The 21,532-nt window shown below is 57.7% G+C and carries 15 protein-coding genes, 2 tRNA genes and 1 pseudogene; 12 read left to right on the top strand and 6 right to left on the bottom strand.

Going from position 1 to position 21,532, the window contains the following annotated elements:
• Positions 1–35 precede the first annotated feature (35 nt).
• Positions 36–109: transfer RNA gene (locus JX360_RS07620), tRNA-Asp, on the bottom strand.
• 49 nt (positions 110–158) lie between these two features.
• Here JX360_RS07620 and JX360_RS07615 point away from each other — a divergent pair.
• The gene (locus JX360_RS07615) at positions 159–647 is read left to right on the top strand and encodes a hypothetical protein (RefSeq protein ID WP_244350055.1); all 489 of its coding nucleotides are present in this window, start codon (positions 159–161) and stop codon (positions 645–647) included.
• On the opposite strand, the gene JX360_RS07610 is transcribed toward JX360_RS07615, so the two are convergent.
• Complete coding sequence (locus tag JX360_RS07610; protein WP_244350054.1) at positions 644–2,284, bottom strand: serine/threonine-protein kinase; 1,641 nt, start codon at positions 2,282–2,284, stop codon at positions 644–646. The genes JX360_RS07615 and JX360_RS07610 overlap by 4 nt on opposite strands.
• A gap of 286 nt (positions 2,285–2,570) precedes the next feature.
• On the opposite strand from JX360_RS07610, the gene alaS reads away from it, so the two are divergent.
• The 9 genes from alaS (at position 2,571) to JX360_RS07565 (ending at position 12,489) form a co-directional block, all read left to right on the top strand.
• A complete protein-coding gene (gene alaS / locus JX360_RS07605) occupies positions 2,571–5,234 on the top strand; it encodes an alanine--tRNA ligase (RefSeq protein ID WP_244350069.1) in 2,664 nt (887 codons plus the stop codon).
• A 109-nt stretch (positions 5,235–5,343) separates the two neighbouring features.
• Positions 5,344–7,281, top strand: coding sequence for a precorrin-3B C(17)-methyltransferase (cobJ, locus tag JX360_RS07600; RefSeq protein WP_244350053.1), 1,938 nt, complete (start codon positions 5,344–5,346; stop codon positions 7,279–7,281).
• Positions 7,282–7,446: 165 nt separating this feature from the next.
• A tRNA-Leu gene (locus JX360_RS07595) sits at positions 7,447–7,529 on the top strand.
• A gap of 170 nt (positions 7,530–7,699) precedes the next feature.
• Positions 7,700–8,311 (top strand): pentapeptide repeat-containing protein, encoded by a 612-nt coding sequence (locus tag JX360_RS07590; protein ID WP_244350052.1) that lies wholly within the window; start codon positions 7,700–7,702, stop codon positions 8,309–8,311.
• A 135-nt stretch (positions 8,312–8,446) separates the two neighbouring features.
• Complete coding sequence (locus tag JX360_RS07585) at positions 8,447–9,922, top strand: cobaltochelatase subunit CobN (protein WP_279611334.1); 1,476 nt, start codon at positions 8,447–8,449, stop codon at positions 9,920–9,922.
• Positions 9,923–9,999: 77 nt separating this feature from the next.
• Entirely contained in the window at positions 10,000–10,311 is a 312-nt protein-coding gene (locus JX360_RS07580; RefSeq protein WP_244350051.1) for a DUF2605 domain-containing protein, read from the top strand.
• A complete protein-coding gene (locus tag JX360_RS07575; RefSeq protein WP_244350050.1) occupies positions 10,311–10,574 on the top strand; it encodes a DUF2973 domain-containing protein in 264 nt (87 codons plus the stop codon). The genes JX360_RS07580 and JX360_RS07575 overlap by 1 nt, the downstream gene beginning before the upstream one ends.
• An 82-nt stretch (positions 10,575–10,656) precedes the next feature.
• The gene (locus tag JX360_RS07570) at positions 10,657–11,067 is read left to right on the top strand and encodes a GerW family sporulation protein (protein ID WP_244350049.1); all 411 of its coding nucleotides are present in this window, start codon (positions 10,657–10,659) and stop codon (positions 11,065–11,067) included.
• 243 nt (positions 11,068–11,310) lie between these two features.
• Entirely contained in the window at positions 11,311–12,489 is a 1,179-nt protein-coding gene (locus JX360_RS07565; RefSeq protein WP_244350048.1) for a 1-deoxy-D-xylulose-5-phosphate reductoisomerase, read from the top strand.
• A gap of 34 nt (positions 12,490–12,523) precedes the next feature.
• Here the strand turns inward: JX360_RS07565 and JX360_RS07560 are convergent, their stop codons facing one another.
• From JX360_RS07560 to recJ, 3 genes are all read right to left on the bottom strand, one after another.
• Positions 12,524–13,117 carry a DciA family protein gene (locus tag JX360_RS07560; protein ID WP_244350047.1) on the bottom strand — a complete coding sequence of 198 codons (594 nt, stop codon included), beginning with the start codon at positions 13,115–13,117 and terminating at the stop codon, positions 12,524–12,526.
• A gap of 78 nt (positions 13,118–13,195) precedes the next feature.
• Entirely contained in the window at positions 13,196–16,363 is a 3,168-nt protein-coding gene (locus JX360_RS17720; protein ID WP_244350046.1) for an AAA family ATPase, read from the bottom strand.
• Between the two features lie 218 nt (positions 16,364–16,581).
• Positions 16,582–18,846, bottom strand: coding sequence for a single-stranded-DNA-specific exonuclease RecJ (gene recJ, locus JX360_RS07550; protein WP_244350045.1), 2,265 nt, complete (start codon positions 18,844–18,846; stop codon positions 16,582–16,584).
• Positions 18,847–19,045: 199 nt separating this feature from the next.
• On the opposite strand from recJ, the pseudogene JX360_RS17865 reads away from it, so the two are divergent.
• Positions 19,046–19,138, top strand: a pseudogene (locus JX360_RS17865) (sugar O-acetyltransferase); the annotation flags it as partial.
• Here the strand turns inward: JX360_RS17865 and JX360_RS07545 are convergent.
• Positions 19,135–20,136 (bottom strand): glycosyltransferase family 9 protein, encoded by a 1,002-nt coding sequence (locus JX360_RS07545; protein WP_244350044.1) that lies wholly within the window; start codon positions 20,134–20,136, stop codon positions 19,135–19,137. The pseudogene JX360_RS17865 and the gene JX360_RS07545 overlap by 4 nt on opposite strands.
• A 233-nt stretch (positions 20,137–20,369) precedes the next feature.
• Between JX360_RS07545 and JX360_RS07540 the strand changes: the two genes are divergently transcribed.
• A complete protein-coding gene (locus tag JX360_RS07540) occupies positions 20,370–21,527 on the top strand; it encodes a DegT/DnrJ/EryC1/StrS family aminotransferase (protein ID WP_244350043.1) in 1,158 nt (385 codons plus the stop codon).
• The last annotated feature ends 5 nt before the right edge of the window (positions 21,528–21,532 follow it).

Genomic DNA, 21,532 nt, shown 5'->3' with positions numbered 1-21,532 from the left:
TGTTCCTATGTTCCTAATCAAGTACAGATAGAGCACGGGGCTGACGGGGCTCGAACCCGCAACTTCCGCCGTGACAGGGCGGTGCTCTAACCAATTGAACTACAGCCCCAGTAGTTGCGAATATCAATTATGCAGTCCGATGAGGATAGTTGTCAATCATGGTGGTGAGTTTAACGGCCCAGGCGGCAGCACTTGTGGATACAGCCCCACAAAATGGGATCCCAACCGCAGCCATGCAACAGGTGGCGGATGTGTTGACGGAGGTGGCCCAACACCTGGATCACTTACAGTACACAACCTTGCGTTACCCCGATGGCGGTTGGCTGACGGTACGGGTGGTGGAAAAGCCTACGGAGGAGGGAGCCGAACCGATGACCCACCTGTGGATCCCAGCCTTTGGCCACATCGAAGATGCCCAGACTACACTGGCGGAACTGAGCAGCCAAGCCCCGGATCTGGAGGCTGCTCCCTTTGGGGTTCTGGAGCTGTTGTTTTTGGGCTTGGGCCTCTCCCGTGCGGATGGGATCGTTTTTTACGACCAAGCGGGGGATCGTCAGCGGGGTAAGACCGTGGCTTCCCAACCCCTGACGGAGCAAATCAACCAAGCCATTCGGGGCTCTGCACCTCCGCCCCCCTCAGTGGCCTAAAGCAAGGCGCCTTGTCGACGGGCGAACTTGCGGAACTTCTCATCCATCTGCGCGCCTCTCAGGTCAGCTTTGCGAAGATTGGTGAAACGCTTGTTTTCTTCAGCAGTGTGTTGGGCCAAGCTCACTCGCCCTGTCATGGACCAAAGCACCGAACCCGCCACCACAAAGGCGATCAAAGCGGCTCCCAAAGCATAGACCAAATTGCCCGTGGTTAGGCGGATGATTAAAAAGGCCAGGATTCCAGAGCCCAAGAGCCCCCCCAACCCGGCCATAATCCCTCCCACAGTCTTGGCAGGCCCAAACAGCCAGCTTAGGGCCTGTAACCAACTGGGTTGAGGGGTATTGAAGAGGATCCCGCGCAGATCGGCCCGCTGCAGGTTGGCCCCCGAGAAGTCTGCTCCCCGAATATCCGCCCGCCGAAAGTCCTGACCAGCCAGGTTTTGGTTGGCAAAAGATTGCCCACGCAGATCGGCCCCGGCCATAGACTGAATGCGGGGCGGGGTGGCCGGTTTGACTCGCCCGAAGCCTGTCGTGCTGTTTACCCGACCTTGGGTGAACCCAGGGGTGCTGGCTCCTAGACCCCCAGAAGGGATCCCGCCAGCAGTGGGTCGCGCGCTCGGTATGGGCTGGGAAAACCCCTCAGAACGACGTCTAGCCCAGTGACTGGAGATCATCGACGGACTCGGACTGATGCCAATCGGTTGATTGGGCAAGACAATCGGCTGAGAAACCGAGCTGCTGATCTCCTCTAGCGACATTCCCTGTAGCGCCCGCAGTACTTCCGTTGCCGTGGCAAAGCGTTGGTTCACCGCTTGTTGCAACATCCGGGTCAAAATGGCGTTGAATTCCGGGCTGAGCTGCAAACGGCCCGACCAATCCCACTGACCTGTGTCGTGGTCATAAAACTTGGCTGGCGATTCTAAAGTCATCAAATTAATGCAAGTGGCCGCCAAAGCGTAAAGATCGCTGGAGGGGCCTACCGCCTGCCCCTGCACCTGCTCCGGGGGAGAAAAGCCAAGGGAACGAATCGCTGTTACTTCCGCTGCTTGTTCATGGGATGGACCTAGCTCCTTTACCGCCCCAAAATCGATCAGCACCAGCCGTTGATCCTCTTTGCGGCGGATCAAGTTAGCGGGCTTGATATCGCGGTGAACCGTGTTGTGGCTGTGCACGTAGCTGAGGATCAGGAGCACCTCCTGCATCACCTGTCGGGCTTGCTCTTCTGAGAAAGCCCCATTGCGGTGCATTTCTTGGGAGAGGGTAATGCCCTGAACGAACTCCTGCACCAAATAAAAGTTGCCACCTTCTTGAAAGTGGGCGAACAGCTTGGGAATTTGCGAATGTTCCCCAAGACGCTCCAAGACTTGGGCTTCGCGGTTAAACAGTTCTTCTGAAAGCTTGGCAATTTGCGGTGAATTTTCCACGGGGCGTAGCTGCTTGATCACCCGCCAAGGCTTAGAGGGCATATCTTGGTCACGCACCAGGAAAGTGGAACCAAAGCCCCCTTGCCCAATCCGTTTGAAAGCCCGATAGCGATTGCGAATCAGAAGCGGATGGCCACAGGCTGCACAAGTGGAAGCCTCCGGTGGGTTTTCCGGCTGCAAACAGGCAGGATTGAGGCAGTAGCAGTTGGGCATACCAGTTCAAGGGCTACCAGCTGGCGATCTGTGCAACCGGTGCAGGGCTGAGGGGCAAAGGAAGGGAGCAAGTTGCGAGAGATACATCTAGGTTAGACCGGAAGGGAATAAATCTTGCGCAACGGCTGCGGTTAGGGTGATCTTAGCGTCTGCCTTCTTGGGATAAATCGGAGAAATCGCTTAGTTTTGCAGGGGATTGGCATGGACTGAGCACCAGTTCGAGAAGGAGTCGGTTGCTCAGAGTGCAAAAAACTTAGAATTGATACAGTCTCCCTTTGCCCCTGCCATGTTCCCATCTCTCTCCGGTGCAGACATTCGCCAAGCGTTTCTGGACTTCTATGCCCAACGGGGCCACCAGGTGTTGCCCAGTGCCTCGCTGGTGCCGGAGGATCCCACCGTGTTGTTGACGATTGCTGGGATGTTGCCCTTCAAACCGATTTTCCTGGGCCAACGGGATCCCGACTATGCACGGGCCACCACCTCCCAGAAATGTGTGCGCACCAACGATATCGAGAATGTCGGGCGGACGGCTCGCCACCACACGTTCTTCGAGATGCTGGGCAACTTTAGTTTTGGGGACTACTTCAAAAAAGAGGCGATTGCCTGGGCGTGGGAATTGGTGACGGAAGTCTTCGGCCTGCCGCCGGAGCGGCTGGTGGTGAGCGTCTTTCGGGAGGATGATGAGGCTTTTGCCCTGTGGCGAGATGAAGTGGGGATCCCGGCCCACCGCATTCAACGGATGGGGGAGGCGGATAACTTCTGGGCTGCTGGCCCGACCGGCCCCTGTGGTCCCTGTTCCGAGATTTACTACGACTTCAAGCCGGAACTGGGGGATGCCCACATTGACCTGGAGGATGATTCCCGCTTCCTGGAAATCTACAACCTGGTGTTCATGGAGCTGAACCGGGATAGCGAAGGCCACCTCACCCCCTTGGCCAAGCAAAACATCGATACCGGCCTGGGTTTGGAACGGCTGGCCCAGGTGTTGCAGGGGGTGCCCAACAACTACGAGACGGATTTGATCTTCCCGATCATTCAAACGGCTGCTGACATTGCGCAACTGGACTATTTCAAGGCCACGCCGGAGCAACAAACCTCCCTGAAGGTGATCGGGGATCATGCGCGGGCGGTGATGCACCTGATTGCCGATGGGGTGATTCCCTCCAATGTGGATCGGGGCTACGTGTTGCGGCGGTTGATCCGGCGGATCGTGCGCCACGGGCGGCTGCTGGGGATTACGGATCCCTTTACAACGGCGGTGGTGGAAACCTCGATTCAGTTGGCGGAAGCAGCCTATCCGCAGGTGCGGGAGCGGGAAACCCTGATCAAAACCGAGCTGCAACGGGAGGAGGAGCAATTTCTCAAAACCCTGGAGCGGGGGGAAAGGTTACTGTTTGAACTGTTTGCCACAGCCACTCAGTCAGCTGAGGCCGGCAAGAAGGATCGAACAACCCTGCCAAAACAAATCTCTGGCTCCGATGCGTTCAAGCTCTTCGATACCTATGGTTTTCCGTTAGAGCTAACTCAGGAAATCGCAGCAGAGCAGGGGTTCACGGTCGATCTGGCGGGGTTTGAGCAGGAAATGGAGCAGCAACGGCAACGGGCTAGGGCGGCTCATCAAACCATCGACCTCACTGCCCAGGGATCCCTGGATGCGTTGGCGGATTTCCTCAGCCAAACGGAGTTTTTGGGGTATACCCAATCCTTGGCCAAAGGGGTGGTGGAAGCCCTGTTGGTGGAGGGAGCATCGGTACCCCAGGTGGAAGCAGGGCAATCGGTTCAGATTATTTTGGATCGCACCCCCTTCTACGCCGAGTCGGGCGGTCAAATTGGCGACCGGGGTTATCTGTCTGGGGATGGACTGCTGGTGCGCATTGAGGATGTGAAGAAGCAATCCGATCTGTTTATTCATGTGGGTCGGGTGGAACGAGGCATCCTACGCGTCGGGGATCCCGTGCAAGCGCAAATTGATCTGGCCTGTCGGCGGCGGGTACAAGCCCATCACACCGCCACCCATCTGTTGCAGGCGGCCCTGAAAAAAATCGTTGATCCCTCGGTCAGTCAGGCAGGATCCCTGGTGGCCTTTGACCGGCTGCGCTTTGACTTCACCCTCTCGCGGGCCGTCACCCCTGCTGAGTTGGAGCAAATTGAGAGCCTGGTCAATACCTGGATTGCCGAAGCCCATGCTGCCCAGGTGGCAGTGATGCCCTTAGCGGAGGCCAAAGCCAGGGGGGCAGTGGCCATGTTCGGGGAAAAATACGGCGAGCAGGTGCGGGTGATCGATTTTCCGGGGGTATCGATGGAGCTGTGTGGCGGCACCCATGTCAACAACACCGCCGAAATTGGCCTGTTTAAGATCATCGCTGAAACGGGTATTGCCGCCGGGATCCGCCGGATTGAAGCAGTGGCGGGGCCAGCAGTACTGGAATACTTGAATGAGCGGGACAGTGTGGTGCGGGAACTGAGCGCCCAATTCAAGGCCAAGCCGCAGGAGATCCCAGAACGAATTGCGGCTTTGCAAACGGAGCTGAAGACCACCCAAAAGGAACTGGAGGAAACCCGCGCCAAGCTAGCCTTGCTGCAAGCAGAACGGCTCTTGGAACAGGCGATTTCCGTCGGCGGGGTGAAAATCCTGGTGGCCGAATTGGGCTGCACCGCTGCCGAAGCTCTGAAAACCGCCGCCGAGCATCTGCTCCACAAACTGGGGGAAGGAGCGGTGGTGCTGGGATCCCTGCCAGAGCCAGACAAGGTGAGCTGGGTGGCAGCCTTTAGCCCGTTGGTGCAGAAAAAAGGTCTGAAGGCTGGATCCTTTATCGGGGAGATCGCCAAGCTGACAGGCGGGGGCGGCGGTGGACGGCCCAACCTGGCTCAAGCAGGCGGGAAACAACCGGAAAAACTACCGGAAGCCCTGCAGGTCGCTCAAGAACGGTTGCAAACGGCCCTCAGTTAGGGATCGATTTTTTCTTCCGGCTCTTGTTTTTGCCGCCCCAAGACAAAGGAAGAACAATTTCAGCCATGGATACCGATAGAGTGGATAGCTTGCTCTAAGGAAGATCCAAATGAAGCTTGCCCTCTTTGCCCCAACTTCGCAGGGCCGCCAGATTGCTACTCAACTGGGATCCCTTCTGACTGGCCAACCGGTTCCGATTGCCGACAGACAGTTCGATTCCAGCTTGCCAGCTTCCATCCTCTACTGGAGCAAAGCCAATCCCAACGGGGATCCCCTACCCCAACCCTGGCAAGCCTACGCCGATCCCACCCATCCTTCCGGGCCAGGATCCCTGTCGGAAGCGGTTGCCCGTACTTGGCCCCAGGTGCAAGGGTGTCTATTTATCTTGGCTACGGGCTCAGTGGTACGATTGATTGCCCCTTTGTTGCAGAACAAACATACCGATCCGGCGGTGGTGGTGGTGGATGAAGCGGGTCGCTGGGTGATCAGCTTGTGTGGCGGGCATGTGGGCGGTGCCGATGCCTTGGCCCGGCGGGTGGCGGTCGCTCTGGGGGTAGAACCGGTGCTGACCTCGGGTTCGGAGGGATTGGGGATCCCACCTTTGGATTTGCTCGGGGATCCCTATGGGTGGCGGCGGGGGAGCGGGAATTGGACTGAAGTGGCGGCAGCCCTGAACCGGGGAGAACCTGTCCAGGTGCAGCAAACCTGTGGCACCGAGCTCTGGCGGCGGGCTTGGGCTGAGCATCAACGGCTGTTCACCCCAGCGGCAGAGGCAGTGGCCCAAATTCACATTGGCGAACGGACTCTTCCTCCCCTAGGGATCCCCAGCGTGAGCTGGCATCCGCGGGTGCTTTGGGTCGGGATTGGCTGTGAGCGGGGCACCACCCGAGCTTGGCTAGAGGGATCCCTGCGGCAGCTACTCCAGGAACAGGGGCTGGCCTGGGAAGCGATTGCGGGTTTGGCCACCTTGACGCTCAAGCAAGACGAAGCAGGGCTTCTGGAACTGGCTCAGGCTTACGATTGGCCTCTACGCTTCTTTTCGGCTGAAGAGCTAGCTGGGATCCCAGTACCGCATCCTTCCGAAACCGTTCGTCAAGCGGTGGGCACCCCCTCTGTTGCAGAAGCGGCGGCTCTACGGGTGGCAGAGTCTCAAAGCAAGCTGCGCCAGCAGTCGGTTTACGACACTGCGAATCCTGCGGCGACCCTAATCTGCCCCAAACGGGTTTATACTTCCCCGACGGAGGGAGCCTGTACCCTGGCGATTGCCCAGGCTAGCCGAGAATATTCCCCACGCTCTGGGCACCTGTGGCTGATCGGGACTGGCCCTGGTGATCTGGCCCAGCTCACCCTTGCGGCTCGTATGGCCCTCACCCAAGCGGATGCGGTGATCGGGTATCAACTCTATCTGGACTTGATCGAGCCGCTGTTGCATCCTGGCCAAATTCGGGATCCCTCCCCGATTACCCGGGAGATTCAGCGGGCGGAACGAGCCATCGCCTGGGCAGAGCAAGGGCTCAAGGTCGCCGTGATCTCTTCTGGGGATGCGGGCATTTATGGTATGGCGGGCCTGGTGTTACAGTGTTTGACCCAAAGGGGATGGGATGGGATCCAACCTTCCCTGGAGGTATTACCCGGCATCTCAGCCCTCCAGGCAGCGGCAGCCCAGTTGGGATCCCCTTTGATGCACGACTTTTGCGCCATTTCCCTATCCGATTTGCTCACCCCTTGGCCGGTGATTGAAAAGCGCCTCCAGGCAGCCGCCGCCGCCGATTTTGTGGTTGCTCTCTACAATCCGCGCTCCAAACAACGGCTGGATCCCTTGCTGAGAGCCGTTGACATTTTTTTGCAGGCCCGTTCAGCTCATACCCCAGTGGCCCTGGCCCGTAACCTTTACCGCCCCGGACAAGCGCTTCATCTCACCACGCTGGCGGAGTTGGATCCCGAGCAAGTGGACATGTTAACGCTGGTGCTGATTGGCAACTCCAATACCTTTCAATATGGTCAAAGGCTGGTTACTCCACGCGGCTACCGGTTGGGGGATCCCTGAAAGCTGATCTCAACTCGATGCTGAATGATGAGGAATCTGGGGCTCATTATCCCCCCAGGAGATGACTGAAGAAAGGTCTGTGATCAATCAATAATGATCACCTTTATCCCGCTCAGCCAAACTGTTTGATAGAGTAGTACGGCTGTGCAGCAGCAGCTGCAGCAGGGGATCGTGGCGGAATGGTAGACGCTACGGACTTAAAATCCGTTGTTCGCAAGAACGTGAGGGTTCGAGTCCCTCCGATCCCATTATTAAGAAGCTTATAAGAAGCTCATCATCTCCTTGGCCTGAGCCACTTGTGGACTGACTAAATGGGGTGTACCTCATTTCTTCTCTTTGCGAGTGGTGCGGGTCAGATTACAGTAAGGATACAAATCGAACACTGTATCGATTTAACCTTTTGCGTTGGTAAGCATCGATGGTTTATATCCACTCAGCTTCCGAACTGCTCGAATCCTATGCCCAGGGCAATCGAGACTTCAGCGGGGTCACGCTGCGCTTGGCGGAGTTAATTGGAGCCAATTTGCAAGGGATCCAATGGGTACGGGCCGATCTGGTGGGAGCAGAGCTGATCGGGGCCAATCTCAACGAAGCGAATTTAACACGGGCGGAGCTGATCGGGGCGACGCTGATCGGGGCCAATCTGCGACAGGCGGATTTGACGGATGCGGACTTGAGTGGGGCAGATCTGAGTGGGGCCATGCTGAACGAGGCGCTGTTGTCGGGGGCCAAGTTGGGCGGGGCCAAGCTGCGCATGAGCAAGCTGAATGGTGCCAATCTGGCTGGAGTCACTTTAGTGGGTGCAGATTTGATTGGGGCAGACCTGATCGGGGCCAACCTGGTAGGGGCCAAATTTGGAGGAGCGGATCTACGCGGTACTGACCTGAGCAAAGCCAATCTGCGCGGGGCAGATTTTTCAGGGGCGAAAATTACCGGAGCTAAGTTGGCACGGGCCAGCTTCGATCACTCCACAATCTTCGATGCTTCTTTTGATCCGCTGCGGGCCGGGATGTTGTGGGTCAAAGACTAGTGGCCTGGCCTATCGTGAATCTGGGCTGAGAAAAGTTGTTCTCCCCTGAGTGATTCTTCTTTATTATTTCAGATTCTGCCCAACGTTCTGTCACTTCTGTTCCATGAGGGATCCTGCTCCCCGATTGTCTTGCCGATGTCTGATAACTTTCGCTGGATCGGAGATGGAGTCGCTGCCCTAGAGGCGCAAGCCCGCCTGTGGATTGCCCAACGGGTGCAAGGGATCCCCTATGATCCACCACCGGGGCCAGCGGCCCAGCAGGTGTTGCACTGGATTGAAACGGATTTACTGCCCCGTCTGCAGCAAACCCCCCAGGAGCTGCACAACCTCTTGCACGGGCTGAATGGGGGCTATGTGCCCAGCGGTGCCTCCGGCGCACCCACACGGGGTCGGATGGAGGTTTTACCTACCGGGCGCAACTTCTACTCGGTGGATATCCGCGCCATTCCCACCCCCACCGCCTGGCAAGTGGGATCCCTGGCGGCAGAACGGGTGGTGGAGCGCTATGTGCAGGAACAGGGGGACTATCCCCGCAGCTTGGGCCTCTCGGTGTGGGGGACAGCCACCCTGCGTACCGGCGGTGAGGATTGGGCGGAAGCCTTGGCGCTGCTCGGGGTAAAACCCTGTTGGGATGGGGGGCGGGTGGTGAACTTCGAGATCCTGCCGGTCTCGGTGTTGGGGCGGCCACGGGTGGATGTTACCCTGCGCATTTCCGGTTTCTTTCGGGATGCCTTTCCCAATTTGATTGCCCTGTTTGACCGGGCTGTGCAAGCTGTAGCCGATCTGGATGAGCCGGAAACCGACAACCCTTTACGGGCTCAAGTGAAGGCTGACACCCAACACTGGCAACAGCAAGGGATCCCACCCCAACAAGCTGAGGAATGGGCGCGACTGCGGATCTTTGGCTCCAAGCCAGGGGCCTATGGGGCTGGGTTGCAGGGGTTGATCGAGGCGCAAAACTGGGAAACCGAGGCGGATCTGGCGCGGGCCTACTTGAACTGGAGCAGCTATGCTTACCGAGCCGAAGCCGAGGGACAAGCAGCTCCAGAAGCGCTACGACGGCAATTGGCCCAGTTGCAAATTGTGCTGCACAACCAAGACAACCGCGAACACGACCTGCTGGATTCTGACGATTATTATCAGTTTCAGGGGGGGATGGTGGCGGCGGTACGCACCCTTCAGGGCCGGGATCCCCAGATCTATTTCGGGGATCATGCCCGTCCCCAAAACCCGAAAATTCGTGCCCTAGCAGAAGAAATCGACCGGGTTTACCGCTCCCGTGTGGTCAACCCCAAGTGGATAGCCGGGGTGATGCGCCACGGCTACAAGGGAGCCTTTGAAATGGCGGCCACGTTGGACTATCTATTTGCCTACGATGCCACCACCCATACTGTGCCGGACTTTATGTACACGGGTTTAGCCCAAGCCTACCTCTTGGATCCCCAGGTGCAGGCTTTCTTACGGGCCCACAACCCCTGGGCGTTGCGGGATATGAGCGAGCGGCTGCTGGAGGCCCATCAACGGGGCTATTGGCAGGAGGGGGCCAGGGATCTATTGCCACAGTTGGAAACCCTGATGCTGGAGGCGGAAGCCTGGCTGGAATCCCGCTGAAGGGGATCCCTGGGCAACAAAAGTTAAGTTCTGCTAAGATTTTCTTATCTAGACCAGCTATTGAGGGATCCCAAGCCATGAGCAAAGCGGAGCTGTTGCAAGAGATCCTGGGGCCGTTGCTGGAGGACTACCGCTACTGGTTTGAGCGCTCACGTCGGTTTCTACAAGAAGAACGGCTGGAATGGCTTAGCTTGGACGAGCAGCAGTCCGTTTTGGAGCGAGTGCTGGCTGCTCAATCAGAGTTACAGGTGGCGGAAACTCTCTATCAGTTATCGGATAATGAAGTTGGCATCGACCCTGGGCTGATGGCAAAATGGCATCGCTTGCTGATGGAATGTGCCGAGCTTGGTCGTCGATTTCGCCAGATTCATCCCTCCTCCGACTCCTGATGCTCCAGATCCTCTATCTCGTCGCTTTTGCGGCCATTGCCTTTCTGGCCCTGCGCAACCTGGTTTCCAACCTCATTACCCTGGGGATGGAAGAGCGCAAGGCATCTCCCCGCCGTTCTCGCAAGCGGATCCCTCACCCGGAACTGGTGGACGAAGATGGCAACCTCACGGAAGAGCCCCTGTTGGTGATCCGCTCTGCCAATTTGGATGAGGCCCGCAATCGCTTGGAAGACCTCTATTCCGGCTCTCCCGACGAAGATTAAGCTGTTTTCTCGGGTCTGCTTTGCCAACGGGCCGCCGTTGGGCAAGGTAGGCTGGGATCGTCATGCGGGTGAGTGAGCCGAGATGGGATCCGAGTTTAATGTCGAAACGGTGCTGGAAGCGGTACTGAGCAAGCTACGGGTTCTGGCGGAAACAGGGCAAACCTTCGGCCAGCCGATCACCATTGGTGAAACGATTATCGTGCCCTACATGTCTTTGCACTTTGGCTTGGGCGGGGGTGGCGGCAACTTTGGCAAGACGGCTCCCGGCTTTCGGGGCAATGGGGGGGATCCGGCCAGCCTATTTGGAGGGGCGGGGGGCGGGGTGCGCATTGAGCCGGTCGGCTTTTTGGTCATTCGCGGAGATCGAGTAGAGCTGCTGACCACTACACAAAAGCCCAGCCAGTGGAACCAACTGAGCGAAACCCTTCTCCCCCTGGTGCAGCAGTGGTTGCAGAGCCGAGTTGAGATCCCGCAGGGATCAGAACAGGACTAGGGGATCCTTTTGTGGATCCCGTTGGATCCATGGGTCATGATCCATAGATCAGATTGGGGTGGGATCCTGGCATAGCTTGGTAGCCTTTTCCCCGACTTCCCCGACTGTAGGTTTTGAGACAGCCCAGGATTCCTCTCAGGCAGGAGCCTAGCCTGTGTGCGCTGGATCGGGTACCGCTGGAAAAAGCTGTAAGGTGAAGGGAGCAGCATCTTCACCTTTTCTTTAGGCGCAAAGGGATTTCTCATGCAAGCCATCACCTTGCTCGGCTCCACCGGCTCCATTGGCACCCAAACCTTGGATTTGGTCGCCCAGTATCCAGAGCGGTTTCGGGTTGTTGGTTTAACCAGCCATAACAACATCACCCTGTTGGCAGAGCAGGTGCGGCAGTTTCGGCCCCAAATCGTCGGTATTGGCCGGGAAGACTTGCTCCCGGAGCTACGGTCACTGTTGGACGGGATCCAGCCGCTGCCGGAGTTGGTGGCAGGATCTGAGGGGCTATGTCAAGTGGCGGCCTATCCAGAAGCAGAGCGGGTGGTGACGGGGATTGTTGGCTGTGCCGGTTTGTTACCGACCTTGGCAGCCATCCGCGCCGGGAAAGACATTGCCTTGGCCAACAAAGAAACCCTGGTTGCTGGTGGCCCGGTGGTGTTGCCGTTGGTGCAGGAGTACGGTGTCCAGCTAATCCCCGTCGATTCCGAGCATTCCGCCATTTTTCAATGTTTGCAGGGGGTGCCTGAAGGGGCGCTGCGGAGAATTTTACTCACCGCCTCGGGAGGAGCCTTTCGGGATTGGCCAGCTGAGAAATTGGATCAAGTAACCTTGGCGGATGCCCTTAAACATCCCAACTGGGTGATGGGGCGCAAGATCACCATCGACTCCGCCACCCTAATGAACAAAGGCTTGGAGGTGATCGAGGCCCATTGGCTGTTTGGTTTGGATTATGACCACATCGACATCCTCATCCACCCCCAAAGCATCATCCACTCCCTGATCGAGCTGGCGGACACCTCGGTTCTGGCCCAGTTGGGTTGGCCGGATATGCACCTGCCCATCCTCTACGGTCTCAGTTGGCCAGAACGCCTGGCTACCCCCTGGGATCCCCTCGATTTGGTCAAGCTGGGATCCCTCACCTTCAAGGCTCCCGACCACCGCAAATACCCCTGCATGAAGCTGGCTTATGCCGCCGGACGAGCCGGGGGAACCCTACCTGCCGTGTTGAATGCCGCCAACGAAGCCGTCGTGGCCCTGTTCCTGGAGGAGCGCATCCGCTTTTTGGATATCCCGCGTCTGTTGGAGCAGGTTTGCGAGCGGCATCGGGTGATCGCGGATCCCGGCCTGGAGGATATTTTGCAGGCCGATACCTGGGCGCGGCGGGAAATGACGCAACTGGCGGAGCAAATCCCGGCGCAGATTTTGGTTTAGAAGTCATTTGAGAGCAATCTGGGGATCCCTAGCATTAGCTGCGCGGGCGTATCGATTGCCGATGACAAAACCCACACACAAACCAGCGCTCCAGCTCAGCAGCAGGGGTGGGGCAACGGCAGGTGGGGCAGGGAAACCTATTTTGCTGGGTTTGCTGTTGTTTCACCACTCGCACCCAACGTTCAAAGGCGGTTTTGGCATCCCGTGGCGGCTGTTGCTCTGAAGACTTGGGTTTCGCAGTGAGGGGGTGTCCCTCTGGCTTGGGAAGGTGGGGAACACCGTAAAACTTACCGGTGAGTTCTGCATCGGGATGAGGATGGGAAGTTGGGTCGGATCCCTCGTGCCAAGCGCCGGGGCTAAAGCGGATATCATTGAGGGGAGTCTGCAGGTGGTTGTTCAATTTCTTGAGGATCAGGTGCCGTTGAAAGGCCAGATTTTGGGCCCAGGCTGGGTTTGAAGTGGCCACCTGGAGTACCTGCCGGCGCACACTCAAGGGGTAGGTTTGAGCCGCAACTACCTCTCCGACCACTTCAGGCCAGAGTTGCCGCAAGGTTTGCATGTGCTTCAGTTCTGCCCAGAAAGGATGGCTATTGAACCCTCCTAGAGCTTGATCCAAGCGTCTTAACATGGCTAGCAGCCTCCTCCAGGAGCCTCTGGATTGGCAACTGCCTTGATTCTAGATCTTGAGAATCTTGAGATCGGTTTCTTAACCGCGAATCTGCAGACGGGATCCCTGTGGGGAAGGCTGGACCTCGATGCGATGGGGAAAGGCATCCTGCAGGCTGGGGATGTGGGTGATCACCAAAATGCAGGCAAACTCGGGGGCCACGGCGTTGATGGCGGCCAAAAGCTGGGCCCGACCGGTGGCATCCTGGGATCCAAACCCCTCATCGATCAGCAGCGTCTGTAAATCGGATCCGGAGCGTTGCGTGAGCAAGCGGGAGAGGGCCAAACGAATGGCAAAGTTGATGCGGAAGGCCTCTCCGCCGGAGTAAGTTTCGTAGGGGCGGGTGCCGTGGGGATCCGCAATCAGGATATCGAGGGTATCGATCAGCTTGCTGGAGCGGCGCCCTGAGCGCTGGGTCACAAACTGCAGGTGCAGGCGGTGCTGGGTGAGGCGCGCCAGAATGTGATTGGCCTGGGCTTCCAGTTCCGGCAATACATTTTCAATGATCAAAGCAGGAATGCCATTGCGCCCATAGGCAGTGGCCAGTTCTTGATACACCTGTTGCTGACGGCGGGCCTGTTGCAGCTGTTGCTCAATGTCCAGGCGCTCCTTCTCCTGCTGGGCTACTTGTTCCAGTCGTTGTTGGGTGGCCCCCAGTTGAGAAAGTACCTGGTCGAGTTGTTGGCGGTACTCCTGAATCGCTTGGCGGATCCCTTGTAGCTGAGCTTCAGAAATGTTGGGCTGCTCTGTCAGTTGTTGATGGATCTGTTCCAGCTCTTGGGTGGCTTGGGCAAAATGTTGGCGGCTTTCCTGCAGGCGCTGTGATAGGGACTGGCTGCGGGCTTCCGCTTCTGGTAACTCCTGATGGGCCAATTCTAAGGCTTGTAGGCGGGCAGGCCACACTTGTGCTTGGGTGAGTTCTGCCTTGAGGCGCTGATGCAAGGCTCCGTCATAGCCGAGGTGGCTGAGGGCCTGCTCGATCTGAGCTAACCGTTCTGTGAGCGTTGAAGTCGGGGATCCCCTCTGTTGTAAAGTGTTCAGTTGCGTCTGTAGGGCTTCAATCTCCTTGCTCAGGCGGGGATAACGCTCCTGGGCTTTGCGTAAGTCCTGAGAACGACCCAGCGCCCAGCGCCAACGCTCCACTTCCCCCCGTTGTAGGGCATATTCGCGGTCGTCGTAGCCCAGCTGCTGCAAGGCTTGCTCAACAGCTTGCAACTGCTGGTGGGCAGCTTCTGCGTAGGACTGGTTGGCCAGGATCTGTTCTAGCTCTGTTAATTCTGCTTGCCAAGCCTCCATTTGCCGATGACGCTCCTGTTCGGCTTGCCATTGTTGCTGCAAACGCCCTTGGGCCTGTAAACGCTCATCTAGGGTTGCCAGTTCTTGGTTCAGGAGGCGAGCCTCCTCCCGCAACAGTTCAATTTCTCGGTCAGCTACCGCCAGTTGTTCGCGGATGACAAACAGTTCTCCAGCAATCTCCTCCTGGCGCTCTCGATGTTTTTTCAGCACCAGGTCTCGCAACCGGGGGCTAAGAGGGCGCGTACACAGAGGGCAGATGGAGGCAGAGGACTTCCTCCCACCAGCAGAAACGATGGCCGATTCTTGAGGCAGGGGGGATTCAGAAGCCGGTTCACCCTTGGGATCCCTTTCACTTTGCGCAACAGCACTCACCCCCGCCAGGATATGGGCGGCAGGATCCTGCCCTAGCGCCAGTGAACCCTGAAGCAGCAAACATTGCTCCTCCTCCTGTTGCCACTGTTGCTGCAGGGCCCGTTGCCGTTCTTGTAACTGCTGCACAAACAGTCGCCGTTCTTGCCCTTTTTCCAGTACCCGCTGCTGATAGAGTCGTCGCCGCTCCAGTTGTGCCAATTCGGCTTCCCCTGCGGCAAGGGCCTGTTGAATCTGCTGTTGCCGTTGCGCTTGGGTGTGTTGCGCTTGCAGCTGTTGTTTCAGCAGTTGGGCACGGGCTTGTAGGCGTTCCTGCTCATGGCGGATTTGCTCCTGAGCCTGTCGCTGTTGCTCCAGCAGGATGATGGCCTGTTGTTGGTGTGCGCTTAGAATTTGTAGACGCTCTTGAGCCGAGTGGTAGTTGTGCAGCGCGGTTTCAATGCGCTCTTGTTCGGCCAGCAGCTGGGCATCCGCTTGGGCTTGGGCTTTTCGGTTGGCCAGTTCCTGTTGCAGGCGCTGGAGGGCCTGTAGGTGGTGCTGCTGTTGCTCGGCTTGTTGGGTCTGTAACCTCTGCCGTTCTTCGCTGAGTTGGCGCTGTTGCTCAAAGAGGTGGTTGAGATGTCGGTCTTGCGCCATCAGGGTTTGATAGCGTTCGTAGCCTGCTAGAATCGACTCCCTCTGGGCCAGCAGACTTTCAAGTTCCAGCAGGTGTTGCCGCTGCGTTCGCCATTGTTGCTCGGTGTGTTGCAGGGTGGCACTGAGCTTGTGCAGGTGTTGGGTGAGTTGCTGATGGCGATCCTGTAGGGTTTGGCGACTTTTGCAACGATGTTCTAGGGTTTGCAGTTGCTGTTGTTGCTGGCTGAGGAGCTGTTGTAGGTGAGCTTGCTGGTGTTGCAACTGGGTTAGTTCCGCTTGAATTTGCTCTGCTTGGGCCTGCTGTTGGTCGAGTTTGTACAGGCGTTCTTGCAGGAGATCGGCCTTGAGTTTCGCTCCGCGCATCTGTTCTCGGCAGCGCTCTGCTAGCAGGTCGTATTGGCCTAGCTTGAGCATTTCCGCCAAGATTTGCTTGCGCTCGCCGGGGCGCTTCAGGGTAAAGGCATCCGCCTGACCTTGGCGCAGATAGGCCGAATGGATAAAAGTGTCGTAGTCGAGGCTGAGTTGACTTTGAATTGCCTGCTGGGTGGCGCGCATGCCACGCCGGGTTAGGGTCCGCCAGCGGGTTTTGGAGTTCCCTTCAAAGGTCTGAATTTGCCACTCCAGGGATCCCTGCCCGGAAAGATGACGGCTGCGCAAGATGCGATAGGTTTGTCCCCGGGAGAGGTAGATCACCTCCACGTGGGTTTCGCTCGCTCCTTTGCGAATTAAATCGCTGTCGTTGCTGGCTCGACTTTGCCCCCAAATGCCCCAGGTGAGGGCATCGAGGAGGGCAGATTTTCCCGCGCCATTGGGGCCACAAATACAGGCGGTGTGGATCCCACTCAAATCCAGAACCGCTTGAGGATAGCAAAGAAAATCTTGTAGGGTGAGGCGAACCGGGATCACTGAAGACTCTAAAGGACTCTAGTTACTTGACGGAAACAGAGAAAAAAGGATGTCCAAAAAATAGATTTGATCCATCGGGATCCAAAACCATGCTGGAACCATGCTGGGATGTAAGTCAATCCATTGTTAGGAGCTTGTGTCTAGCGTACTCAAAAGGGATCCCTTTTCGAGGCATCAGTCGGGGTTTTCTGGGGTATTTCCTCTGTTTTTTGACCGTTTTACCCTGTGCTTGGTGACCGGGAGAGGGATCCCTGCTCGGGTTCGACGGTTACCAGGGGGGGATCCGGTCGCAACAGCCGCTGACACAGTTGGCGAATGTCTTGGGGGCTGGCCTCGTCTAACCAGCGATGGAAGGCTTGGGATTCTTGAACCCGGCTCATCAGCAGGGGAGCAATTGACTCAGCACTGGGCAAGTCTGCCAGCCACTCGGCGGGAAAGCCCGTCGCCTCAGACAAATCCTGGGGATCCTGTTGTCCGGCTTGCCACAGTTGTATCAGCTGGGTGAGTTGGGTGGGGAGCTGCTCCCAGCAATGCCTGGAAGCGGCCAAAATCAGCTTCTGGGGCTGCACCTGTTGCAGCAGCGCCGCCAAGTCCGCCGGTAACCAGGGCCAGCGAGCCAGCAGCAGTTCTGGGGCCGGAGGCGGGATCCGTCCGTCGTAGCGGCTGGCCGCACTCACCGACAGGAGATCTAGCGAAGCGCTTTGTCGCCGATCCTCCACCTGTAGGGTTTTGGGGGTGAAAACCGGAACGTGCCAATCACCGGAGGGGCGCACCGCCAAGATTTTCCCCTGCCAAGGTTGATTGCCCCAGTCGCTAGCCTCCAGGTGTAGGGCAATATCCAGAGCGGGCAGCCGCCCCAAACTGTCCAGTTGTTCCCCTTCCCGCCAAAACCACAGGGTACGGGATCCCAGCGCCCCCTGCAGATGAAAGCTGAGGTGCTGGCCATTTTTCGAGGCTTTTGGATTGGAGCGGCTGGGACGGAAGTTCATCAGCGCCACTATCGGGAGGGGGTTGCCGTGCCCAAAGGGTTGCAGAAGTTGCAGTTGCTGGTATAGGTCGTCCAACTCCGCCACTGCATCCCGACCTTGGGATTCCAGCAGGGCCAGATCGATGACAATCTCGATGTTCAGAGCACGGGTGTGTTGATCCGGGCTAACCCGGGCCGCCAACTCCTGCCGCAGCGCCCATTGCAAGGCTGGTAACCGAGACAGTTCCACTTGGATCCCTGCTGCCATGGGGTGCCCCCCTCCCCCCAACAGCAGTGGGCGCACCGCCTCGATTGCCTCCACCAAACTCACCCCTGGGATGGAACGACCCGACCCATAGCCTCGCCCCACAGTTTCATCCTTGGCAATCAACACCGTCGGGCAGCCATACTGCTCCACCAACCGCCCCGCCGCAATACCCACGACCCCCTGACTCCAGCCGGATCCCGCCAGAACGATAGCTCGTTCCTGGGTTAGGTCCAGACTATCCACCTGCTGGCTGGCCGCTTGGATGACCTGCTGAGTGAGGTGTTTGCGCTCCTCGTTGGTGGCCACAAATTGCTGAACCAGCTCCTGAGCCCGCACGGGATCCCCTGTGGTCAACAGCTCTACCGCCAGGCTGGCATCCTCCAACCGCCCAATCGCATTCAGTTTGGGGGCAATGCGAAAGCCAATATCCTGGGCAGACAGATCCCGCCGAGCGTGGCTCATTTCCTGCTCTAGCAAAGCCCGTAACCCCAACCGCTGGGTATTGGCCAAAACCGGCAACCCCCGTTGCACCAAGTAGCGACACTCCCGCTGCAGCACCGCCACATCCGCCACAATCCCCACCGCCACCAAGTCCAGATGTTGCTCCACATCCGGGATCCCCAGCGCCCCATAGAGGGCTTCTGCCAGCTTGTAGGCCACCCCCACCCCCGGCAAAAAGCGCAACGGGTGTTCGACAGGCAAACGCAGCGGGTTCACCACAGCATGGGCTGCTGGCAAGGGATCCGGTAACGTATGGTGATCCGTCACGATCACATCGACTCCCTGGGATTGGGCCAGCTCAATCTCCGCTCCATTGCCCACCCCACAGTCCACCGTCAGCAGCACCTGGCAGCCTTGGGCCAAGACCTGTTCCAGCCGTGGCCGGTTCAGTCCGTGGCCTTCTCCACTGCGTAGCGGTAGGGTGAACTGCACCTGAAACCCCAGCGGTTGTAGGGCCGAGAGCAAAAGGGTAGTGCTGGTTACACCATCACAATCAAAATCTCCCCAAATCCAGATCTTTTCCCCCAACTCCAGCGCCCGTAAAAGCCGCTGCACCGCCCGTTCCAGATCTGGCAGGGATCCCGCCGGTGTGGGGGTATAGTGCTCAGGGTATAAGAAAGCCTGAACGTCTTCTCGGGTATGCAACCCCCGCAGAGCCAGCAACTTGGCGGCATATTTTCCATATTCGCGGCTCAACTCCAGGTTGAACTGAGGGGGAGTGGGCAGCAGATCCCAGCGATATTGCATGAAGGGGAGGAAAGGAAACTTTCAGGAGCCTATCAAAAACTACTCTGCCATGAGATGAAGCACCCTCAAGAGCCAGGCAGCAGGTCAGGGAGAGCCGGGATAATGAGCAGCAGAGGCCAAAATGAAACCTATCGAGCCAGCAGAACAGAGTCCTATACACGGGGATCCCAGAAGCGAACGGGAAAAAATGTTGGCAGGGGAGCTTTACATGAATTTTGGCTGTGTCATTCTCGATTGTGCCTGGGTCGAGATTGGCAATAACGTTCTCTGCGCCCCCTATGTACAGATCTACGCAGGGAAGATCACCTGCAGAATCTGCTCGGCAGGGATCGAATCGATCACCCCATCAGGGGCAGTGACTGCCCGAAACGGCCCTTCTGAGGGCAATAGGCGCGTCGGATCGGTAGGGCCAAACAAAGCCACCAAGGGGGTTTGAGTCGCTACCGCCAAGTGCATCGGGGCACTATCGGTACACAACAGCAACGTTGCTCCGGCGATCAAGGCCGCCAGTTGTCCCAATTGAGCAGGTCGACTGACCGACAAATCCGGCAGTTGCGATAAGAAACCCTCCGCCAGCTTTTCATCCTCCGGCCCCAACACCAGCACCAAGGGCAATTCGGGTCGTTTTTCCCGGAACCCCTTGATCACCTTTACCCAGTTGGCAGGGGGGTACACCTTCAGGATCCCTTTTTGTAAGGACAGTTGGCTGGCTCCGGGGTGCAGCAGCACGTAATCCTTGGCTGGATCCCCCAAGAGGCGTTTCCGTTCTTGTTCTGCCCATTCCAAGTGGGTCTTTTTCAGACGAATTTGCGGGATCCCAGCCTTGGAGAAAATGCCGAACCCCTGCAACAAATCGTGGTACATGTCCGCTGCGTACTGGGCCGGTTTGAGCGGCACCGGGTCGGTGAGCCAAGGCCGTCCGGGAGGGGCATAGCCAACCCGCTTGGGGATCCCGGTCAACCAGAGCAGAAGTTTTGCGCCGATGCCCTTTCCCAAGCTGAGCACCGCATCGTACTGACGTTCCCGAATTCGCCCGAGCAAATCGCTGAGATCCCCTAGGGAGAGCTGTTCCTTGAAGGGGAACGTGAGCACCTTATTCACGGAGGGACACACCTCATAGGCAGAAACAGCCCGTGGCTCCACCATCACCTCAATCTCGGCTTCTGGGTAGCGTTGCCGCAAGCTTGCTAGGGTGGGGAAAAAGAGAATCTGGTCGCCAATCCCTCCAGGGACAAGGGCAAGGATCCGTTGTGCCAAACTGCCGCGAACTTGTAGAGAAGCAACCTGCATAGATCATCCTAAATAGATGGCCACATCCAGCCGGTGGGATCCCTAACCAGGGATATACCGCGTTAACTCTATCTCAGATTCGGATCGGGATGGGATCCAATTGATCCACCCAGAAGATAAGCTACGAAAGAACAATCTGAAGTCAAACCCCGCATGGCCAGTGCCGGTACAGAGTATAGGCAGGATCGCATCCTTGATTGTATGGGGCAGCAACCTCCCCGAGAGGGAGAGCCATGACGGATGAACCCATCCCGCTGCTGGATTTAACCCTGCAATACCGCTTCTTAGCTGTTGAGATTCAGCCCCAGGTGGAAGCGCTGCTGGCCTCTGGGCAATACATCGGTGGGGCGGCTGTGCGGCACTTTGAGGAGCTGTTTTCCCACTTTTTGGGGGGCGGGGAGCTGGAGACCATCGGCTGCAATTCGGGAACGGATGCTTTGGTGCTAGCCTTGCGAGCCCTTGGGATCCAACCCGGGGATGAGGTGATCACCAGCGCTTTTAGTTTTTTTGCCTCTGCGGAAGCCATCGATCTGGTCGGGGCACGCCCCGTTTTTGTGGATGTGGATCCCTATACGTTTAATCTCGATCCGGCTCTCCTGGAAGCCCAAATTTCCCCCCACACCAAGGCGGTTATCCCGGTGCATCTGTTTGGTCAAGCGGCCAATATGACCGAGATTCTGACGATTGCCCGACGACATGGATTGGCGGTGATCGAAGATTGTGCCCAGGCGGTTGGAGCCTGCTGGGGAGGCAAGCCTGTGGGCACTTGGGGGGATGTGGGCTGTTTCAGCTTTTTCCCCACCAAAAATCTGGGGGCTGCCGGGGATGGAGGGGCAGTGGTCACCCGCAGTCCGGACTTGGCGCGCCAAATACGCATCCTTAAGGAACACGGCCAAGCCCGTCAATACCAACATGATCAGATCGGCATCAACAGCCGCCTCGATGCGCTGCAAGCGGTGATTTTGTCAGTTAAGTTGCCCCATTTGCGGGAATGGAACTGGCGCCGACAGGGGATCGCGGAGGTTTACCATCGCCTGTTGCAAGGGATCCCTAGCTTGATCCTGCCCAGGGTAGCAGCGGGAGGAAGCTCCGTCTGGCATCAATATACGGTGCGGGTTGCCGGGGCTGACCCGACGGATCCCCATCGTCGGGATTCTTTACAACAGCACCTGAAAGATCGGGGAATTGGCAGCCGCATTTACTACCCCATCCCATTACATCGACAACCGGTATACCAAAAACTGGGGTACAAGCCTGGGGATTTGCCCCATGCCGAAACCTGTGCCGCTCAGGTTCTCTCTCTGCCTTGTTTTCCCGAACTGACTCTACGGCAGCAAGAACGGGTGGCGAAGGCCATTGCTGAGATAATTAGTGAAGAAATCCGTGCGTGATTATT

Source organism: Thermostichus vulcanus str. 'Rupite', assembly GCF_022848905.1.
Taxonomy (GTDB): Bacteria; Cyanobacteriota; Cyanobacteriia; order Thermostichales; family Thermostichaceae; genus Thermostichus; species Thermostichus vulcanus_A.
Note: the sequence above shows the minus strand (reverse complement) of the source record. Positions and strands in the feature narration are given on the sequence as shown.